At 46.2% G+C, this 7230-nt stretch carries 7 protein-coding genes and 2 pseudogenes; 6 read left to right on the top strand and 3 right to left on the bottom strand.

The features are described 5' to 3' along the window. Window positions 1–218 precede the first annotated feature (218 nt). The 3 genes and pseudogenes from RIM23_RS05525 to RIM23_RS05515 form a co-directional block, all read left to right on the top strand. Window positions 219–506, top strand: coding sequence for a hypothetical protein (locus tag RIM23_RS05525; protein ID WP_446365170.1), 288 nt, complete (start codon window positions 219–221; stop codon window positions 504–506). Next, window positions 452–577, top strand: a pseudogene (locus RIM23_RS05520) (serine protease); the annotation flags it as partial. The gene RIM23_RS05525 and the pseudogene RIM23_RS05520, both read left to right, overlap by 55 nt. Window positions 578–634: 57 nt before the next feature. Beyond that, window positions 635–949, top strand: a pseudogene (locus RIM23_RS05515) (AAA family ATPase); the annotation flags it as partial. Window positions 950–1043: 94 nt separating this feature from the next. On the opposite strand, the gene RIM23_RS05510 reads toward RIM23_RS05515, so the two are convergent. After that, entirely contained in the window at window positions 1044–1187 is a 144-nt protein-coding gene (locus RIM23_RS05510) for a hypothetical protein (protein ID WP_446365168.1), read from the bottom strand. 487 nt (window positions 1188–1674) lie between these two features. Between RIM23_RS05510 and RIM23_RS05505 the strand changes: the two genes are divergently transcribed. The 3 genes from RIM23_RS05505 to RIM23_RS05495 all read left to right on the top strand — a co-directional run bounded on the left by RIM23_RS05505 (window position 1675) and on the right by RIM23_RS05495 (window position 5279). After that, complete coding sequence (locus RIM23_RS05505; protein ID WP_446365166.1) at window positions 1675–3417, top strand: pentapeptide repeat-containing protein; 1743 nt, start codon at window positions 1675–1677, stop codon at window positions 3415–3417. 174 nt (window positions 3418–3591) lie between these two features. Further along, the gene (metK, locus tag RIM23_RS05500) at window positions 3592–4851 is read left to right on the top strand and encodes a methionine adenosyltransferase (RefSeq protein WP_446365164.1); all 1260 of its coding nucleotides are present in this window, start codon (window positions 3592–3594) and stop codon (window positions 4849–4851) included. A 173-nt stretch (window positions 4852–5024) separates the two neighbouring features. Beyond that, window positions 5025–5279, top strand: coding sequence for a hypothetical protein (locus tag RIM23_RS05495; RefSeq protein ID WP_446365162.1), 255 nt, complete (start codon window positions 5025–5027; stop codon window positions 5277–5279). A 182-nt stretch (window positions 5280–5461) separates the two neighbouring features. Here the strand turns inward: RIM23_RS05495 and RIM23_RS05490 are convergent, their stop codons facing one another. Together RIM23_RS05490 and RIM23_RS05485 are read right to left on the bottom strand one after the other, a co-directional pair. After that, window positions 5462–6649 carry a TRC40/GET3/ArsA family transport-energizing ATPase gene (locus RIM23_RS05490; RefSeq protein ID WP_446337638.1) on the bottom strand — a complete coding sequence of 396 codons (1188 nt, stop codon included), beginning with the start codon at window positions 6647–6649 and terminating at the stop codon, window positions 5462–5464. 53 nt (window positions 6650–6702) lie between these two features. Further along, window positions 6703–7086, bottom strand: coding sequence for a DUF2358 domain-containing protein (locus RIM23_RS05485; RefSeq protein WP_446358462.1), 384 nt, complete (start codon window positions 7084–7086; stop codon window positions 6703–6705). Between the last annotated feature and the right edge of the window lie 144 nt (window positions 7087–7230).

The raw sequence follows: 7230 nt of genomic DNA, 5'->3' as shown, positions 1-7230 counted from the left end.
AGAGCAGCAAACTGGCTATCGCATCCGCAGGTAGGTCTTTAACACTTGCCGATAACGTAGTGCGCTTAGCACTTAGGCTGGTAAGCACAGCTTTAACTTATTTGGCTAAAGCTCCGTGTCTTTAGACCGGGGTTGCTTACGGCATTACCTAGTTGTACTTCCCAGACTTAATAGTAATCAACATTTCTCCACTGGCACAATTTTTGGGGGACTGTTGGGTGTGTAGGGGTTCTTTTCACTACTATCGTTTCTTGTTTCACCCAGATGTACCGACAGGTTTGATTGACCTAGATTTTCCTTTAATTGCACCGGGACAGAAAATTAAGGCAAGGGTAGAATTTTGGCAACCTGTGAATCCTTCGGTAGCTGGAGAAGATATTGCTGGATTGAAAATAGAAGGTGAATGTCCGCCTGGGGTGCAACCTGTGCGGTTAGTGACAGCAGACGATGTTTGGCAACTCTGGGTCAATGGGTTCAAACGGCAACGAAACCTAAACCCGCATTGAGTCGAGTCCAACAAATCAAGGCTAGAACTCGACAGAAACGTCTGGACGAATTATCTGCTGACTATGAAGATACTTATAATCAATTGAATTATACGTCAACGGCGGCTGAACGTAACATGCTTAAACGACGACCGGGAACGGGAAAAACATCACTGGCTTATGCGATCGCGTATGAATTACAATTAGGAGAAGTCTTACGGTGGTCAATTACCACGCGCACCAATCTCAACGATGGACTTTATCGCTATGATGCCATTGGTCGCTTGCAAGATGCCCAAGGTAAGGGTGAAGATAACTTAGAGGAGATTGGTCAATATATCCGGTTAGGTCCTTTAGGAACCGCTTTACTTCCTTCATATAAACCGAGGGTATTACTGATTGATGAAATAGAATGGATTCGATATCAAAGGAGAATATCGCCAACAAACAACCCCAGTTCGTAGCGAGCTTGCTGGCTCGCACTACAAGGATGGGAGCCATTATTAACCTTAAGGTTTAAATGCCGAACAGTTTATCCTTTACACCCCCCACAACTCACTACGGATCTAACTTCGGCAAACTGATGATATAGCGATAAGATTCTGACAAACCCTGTACCGACAGTTTGCCGTGGTGGAGTTCGGCTAAATGACAACTGAGAAATAAGCCCAAACTTTCATGATAATCTGTTTTCAGCAGCATTTCCTTCCCATTCACTATCAAGGTTTTTCAAATTGAGACACTAGAAAAAATTGGAGTTGTCAGTGTCAATGAAACCGGAAACGCCGCCTCACCGTTTTGCAGTTGCTCATCTAGAAATAGACAAAATTACTGTATCTAAGCTAACCCATAGTGTTACGCTTCATACATAAGGTTCCCCTGTGAGGTAGAAAAATCAACATAATTTATAAAAGTAGGGACGTATAGCAGTCATTGGTGTCAACTAAAGCTGAAAGCATGTAGAGACGTGCCATGGTGTGTCTATGAGCAGAGGAGCAGGGGAGACGGGGAAAATAAGAGAGAGGGAGATAGGGAAGCAAAGGGTCAAAACTCGCTCAGGGCGGGTTTTGTCACATCTGTTGTGAAACAGAAAAGATAGTAGTGAAAAGAGCCCCGACAAACTCTATCCGACTAGCAAGCCCGTGGGGTCAAAACTTCCCCAATCCCCTTAAATGCAAAACTGGAAACAATGCAAGTCCAGAACTTTCTCACTCGTTACCGACAAGGAGACCGTGATTTTGCCCAGGTTGACCTGAGTGGTGTTAACCTGAAGGGAGCAGATTTGCGGACGATTAACTTGAGCGGGGCTAACCTGACGAACGCCAACCTCAGTTGGGCGTCTCTTGACTACGCTAATCTCAGTGGCGCTTGTCTGCATCAGGCAGATTTACATAACGCAATCCTCAAGCATAGTAATTGTAACCAAGCAATCTTGACCCGTGCCAATCTCAGCAAGGTGGATTTGCACTCAGCCAGTCTTTGCCAAGCCAATTTAAGTTGGGTACAAGCCTCCTACTGTAACTTGAGTGGGGCAAATCTCCAGGCAGCTCAGTTGAACTATAGTAATCTCACCGGGGCTACCCTGGATAAAACTCAGCTAATCAGCACGCAGTTAATGGCGGCTAATCTCTGTGACGCCAGTCTTATTGCTGCCAATCTCACCACAGCCAACCTCCGGGAAGCCTTACTCGAAAGAGCCAATTTACGAGACGCGATATTAGTCGGTGCGACATTAACCGAAGCTAACTTACGTCAAGCTTGTTTGCGCTGTGCCAATTTGACTCAGGCAGAGTTGTATCGAGCCATTTTAACCGATGCAGATCTCAGTGAAGTCACAGGCGATCGCGTAAACTTGAGTCGGGCAAATCTTATGGGGGCGTATTTACTTAAAGCTAGCTTAGTTGGCGCTAATTTGCGACGCACGGTTCTACAAAATGTCTATTGTTTACAGACGAATTTGACGGCGGCTAATTTGCAAGGGGCAGATTTACGACAGGCGGATTTAAGTGGGGCTTATTTAAACGAAACGATTTTAACCGAGGCAAATTTGACCGATGCCTATTTGATCGGCAGCTATTTAATTCGCCCCCAACTTGATCTTGCCCAACTCACCGGATGCTGTATCCACAACTGGCATTTAGAAGAAGTGGATTTGACAAACGTGAATTGTCGCTATCTATTTACTCAGTTTAATTGGGCAACGAAAACAGCGAACAAACGCTATCCGCCTACAGGTGACTTGATACCGGGACAACTGAGTCAAGAGAAAATGACTGATTTCTTTTTGATCGAAGTTCCTTTCTCGGAGATGCCAAATAGAGAGGTACTGGTATTTACCCTCGCCCAAGTTGAACAGGAATATCCTGACCTAAAACTGTCACTCAAAAGCTTGAGTAAAAAAATCGATCACTATATCCTTCACCTATCGGCAAAAACAGGAGTCAATCCCCAAGCGGTGAGTCAACGCATCCTGCAACTCTATCCCCAAATGTACCAGCGTTTTGCCTATCACCGTCGAATAATTTGGCAATTGCTAGAGATAGACAAGTCGGGAGACTCCCCGGTGAAATCATCGTTAAATTCTTCTACATCACCCAACCCGACTCAAGTTTTAGTCAATAATCGCCGCCGTATCTATAAGGAGGTGATTCATCAAATCCAACAAATTATTCTATCCCAACCCCCTGACAACTGCGTCGAAGGTATACAGCGACTATTGGATTTTTTACGTCAACAGAATATTCCCACCCAAGATATTGTGCAAAAAATCATTCGTCAAGCCATGCTCAGGCGGGCGAAACGCGATCCTCTATTTCAAACTCAGTTATTGGCATGGGAAAAAACGGCGGATCAAGCGGCTCGTATGTCTTTGAGTGGGCAAGCCATCCAGGGCGCGATCTCGCTTATCCTGTCTCAAGTCCAGCCTCCATAGAAAACTCTCCCTGACTTAATCTAATCTGGATGGAGAATTCCGCACATTCTGTTAAAGTTCTGTGAACCGTGGGCAATCCCCTCGATATATCGTGTATGATAACAAGCTACAACCCTCAGGCACCATCTTAAACCCTTAATCCATAAGCAGCCGTTTATTAAGGAGATTAGTCCATTGCCTCGTCGCTACCTATTCACGTCCGAATCAGTTACAGAAGGTCATCCCGATAAAATCTGCGATCAGATTTCCGATACCATCTTAGATGCTCTACTCACCCAAGACAACCGCAGCCGTGTTGCGGCAGAAGTAGTGGTTAATACAGGATTGGTATTGATTACGGGTGAAATTACCTCCAAAGCCAATGTCAATTACGTTGATATAGCCCGCAAAAAAATTGCCGAAATCGGCTATACCGACGCTGATAACGGCTTCTGTGCCAATAGCTGTTCTGTATTAGTCGCCCTGGATGAACAATCTCCAGATATTTCTCAAGGTGTCACCACCGCCCAGGAAACGCGAGACCAGTTGAGTAACGATGAACTCGATGCTATTGGTGCCGGGGATCAAGGGTTGATGTTTGGTTTTGCCTGCAACGAAACCCCAGAACTCATGCCCATGCCCATTAGTCTGGCACATCGCTTGTCACGGCAGTTAACCGCCGTCCGTAAGTCAGGACAGTTGCCTTACCTGCGTCCCGATGGCAAAACCCAAGTTACAGTACTCTACGAAGATGGCAAACCCATCGGCATTGATACCATCTTAATCTCAACCCAACACACCGCCACCATTGGCGAGATTACCGATGCACCGGCTGTCCAAGCCAAAATAAAAGACGACCTGTGGTCAGCAGTGGTAGAACCGTCCTTTGGAGATATTGAGATTAAGCCGGATAATCACACCCGTTTCTTAGTCAACCCCACAGGGAAATTTGTAATTGGTGGACCCCAAGGAGATTCAGGTCTCACGGGGCGTAAAATCATCATTGATACCTACGGTGGCTATTCCCGTCACGGCGGTGGGGCATTTTCGGGCAAAGACCCCACCAAGGTAGACCGTTCTGCCGCCTATGCTTGTCGCTATGTTGCCAAAAATATTGTGGCAGCAGGTTTAGCAGAAAAGTGCGAAGTTCAGCTCAGTTATGCCATTGGTGTTGCCCGACCCGTAAGTATTATGGTGGAAACCTTTGGCACGGGTAAAGTTGAAGAAGAAAAATTGCTAGACCTGGTGAAACAGCATTTTGAACTGCGTCCAGCCGGGATTATTCAAGCCTTTAATCTGCTGGAACTCCCGCGATTACAAGGCGGTCGCTTCTATCAAGATGTCGCCGCTTACGGTCATTTTGGACGTCCTAATTTGGATTTGCCCTGGGAACATACGGATAAAGCTGAATTGCTCAAAGAAGCCCTTAAACCATCGTTAGCTGTTCCCGTGTGAGCCAATTAATTAGATCCCTGACTTCTTCAATAAGTTGGGGATCTGAATGAATCTCGTCATTTGTCCTTTGTCCTTTGTCAAAAGTTAAATTTCCATCTATTGATAGATGTATACTCGCAACGTTTTAACTAGGTTGAGAGTGAGGATTAAAGAAAAAAAGGACAGGTTACAGTATGGCAGCTTCAACTCCGCTCAAAGGCACTGATTTAGTGGATTGTGCTAAAGCAAACGCCAAGCATGGACCCGAAACAGCAGCGAAACTTTGTGGCTATGGAGACGATATTTCAACCTTTACAGCGGAACTCAAAAAAGCCTGCGATCGCATGGGTATCGAAATTACTCAAGTCAGCGATTTGATTACTGAGCAGCAGGCTCGAATTAAAAGCGACACTGAAGTTATTGCTCCAGAAACACCAACCAACCTTTAAAATTCTTCACAGGGGATAGTTGACATTCGGAACAATCAGGGAGAGGAAAGTAGTTTTGAGTTTTGAGTTTTGACCCTTCACGACCTTCGAGGGAACCTGGTGCGTGAATTACTCTCTCCCCTGCTCCCAGACGTAGAATGCTACGTCTCTACATGCACCCGGAGTATCTCCATCCCTTATCTCTAAACCTTCGCCGTATCCGCAAAGCGAATCTTGAGATAATCGTCCTCAATCTTGGCGCCGGCGGGTTTCAGTGCAGCTAAGGCTTGGGGGAGGACGAGATTGCGACGGTGATTGCCAATGCGTATATTTAGCTCATCTCCAGTTTTGTTCAATTGGATATGGTCTTTCGGCACACCGGGTAGATACAGTTCTAAGCTATATTCGTTTTGATTTTGGACAACCCGAATCGTGTTTTCCTGGTAGTAAACCTGAGTTGGGTCTTCTTCGCCATATAAGATTTGCTTGAGTCGTTCTAGCGCCTCAAGTCCGCACATCTCTTCCGCAAACAGGGGAACTTCTTTAACCGGAAGCGGACTGAAATTTTGGTGGATTTCCTGGCGATACTCTTGTTGATGTTCTTTCCAATGTTGGAAGAACGGGTCAGTCACTTCGTCGGGGATAATCCGATTGGCGACGACTAAATCTGTAGAAACATTGTACAAACTTAAGTAGGCGTGGGCGCGGAGGGATTCCTTAATCACCATTTTTTCGGGATTGGTGACTAAACGGACTGAGGTTTTGGTGTTATCGGTAAGGACTTTTTCGAGCTGTTCAATTTGCTCGTAGAATTCATAGGGAGCGTCCATCACCTCATTATCGGGTAAAGAAAATCCCGCGATGGGTTTGAATATAGGTTCAACCAGAGGTCTCAACGCCACGGACATTTTTTGCAGGGGTTTATAGAAGCGGCGCATATACCAACCCCCGACTTCCGGTAAGCTGAGGAGTCGTAGGGCGGTTCCCGTGGGTGCTGAATCGATAATTAGCACGTCATACTCGCCTTCGTCATAGTGACGCTTCATCCGCACCAGACCGAAAATTTCATCCATTCCCGGAAGAATGGCTAACTCTTCAGCCTGAACTCCTTCGAGTCCCCGTGCTTGCAGTACCTGGGTAATATAGCGCTTCACCGCACCCCAGTTCCCTTCTAATTCCATCAGCGCATCCAATTCCGCCCCCCAGAGGTGAGGACGGACAAGTCGGGGTTCGTGACTGAGTTCCATGTCGAAACTATCGGCGAGGGAATGGGCTGGATCTGTACTCAGCACTAAGGTTTTATAACCCAATTCGGCACAACGCAGACCTGTTGCGGCGGCTACGGAGGTTTTACCGACTCCGCCTTTGCCTGTCATTAAAATTACTCGCATAGATAATTCCGCTCATCTGAGAAACCTTTACCTTTATTTACTGTATCGGGTTTTCACCGAAACAGTTGCTTGAGAACATCAAAACGGGGGATATCCCAATAATCGATATGGGAGGAAATTAGTCCATCTGCATTTAGACGTAATTCGCTCCAACCGGGTATAGAAATTCGCGGTTTCCAGGGGAGGGGTGTTGTCCAGCTCAGAGTCCAGCGCGTTTTGATGGTATCGCCGGATTGAGAAATGTCATGCAAGTCAAGTTGGGGGTTGATGAACCAGGTTTGGATAAATCCAATCATTTGTTTGTAGCGATTAAGTCCCCGGAACTTGTTGAGGGGGTCTTTGAAAAAGACATCGTTGGCGTAGATGCTGTAGGTTTGGTCAACAGGAAAGCGTTGATAGTCCTGTTTGAGGATTTCAATAATGTCTTTATTTGTCATTTATCATAAAAATCCTTCGTTGTGGGAAACCCTGTGTCTTTAGACCAGGGAGGAACACGCGGTAGCGGTTTAAGAAGCATACCCCTTTCGGGGTGGAGGGGTATGGTTGCCCCTCCGGTTTTCACCCATTTCTGGGGTAAAGTT

It is taken from the genome of Coleofasciculus sp. G3-WIS-01, from assembly GCF_040223135.1.
In the GTDB taxonomy this organism is placed as follows: Bacteria; Cyanobacteriota; Cyanobacteriia; order Cyanobacteriales; family Coleofasciculaceae; genus Coleofasciculus.
Note: the sequence above shows the minus strand (reverse complement) of the source record. Positions and strands in the feature narration are given on the sequence as shown.

Coding starts and splice junctions, on each gene's coding strand:
- RIM23_RS05510 (WP_446365168.1), bottom strand. CDS start 1,187: ATGCTGCTGAAAACAGATTATCATGAAAGTTTGGGCTTATTTCTCAGT.
- RIM23_RS05505 (WP_446365166.1), top strand. CDS start 1,675: ATGCAAGTCCAGAACTTTCTCACTCGTTACCGACAAGGAGACCGTGAT.
- RIM23_RS05495 (WP_446365162.1), top strand. CDS start 5,025: ATGGCAGCTTCAACTCCGCTCAAAGGCACTGATTTAGTGGATTGTGCT.
- RIM23_RS05490 (WP_446337638.1), bottom strand. CDS start 6,649: ATGCGAGTAATTTTAATGACAGGCAAAGGCGGAGTCGGTAAAACCTCC.
- RIM23_RS05485 (WP_446358462.1), bottom strand. CDS start 7,086: ATGACAAATAAAGACATTATTGAAATCCTCAAACAGGACTATCAACGC.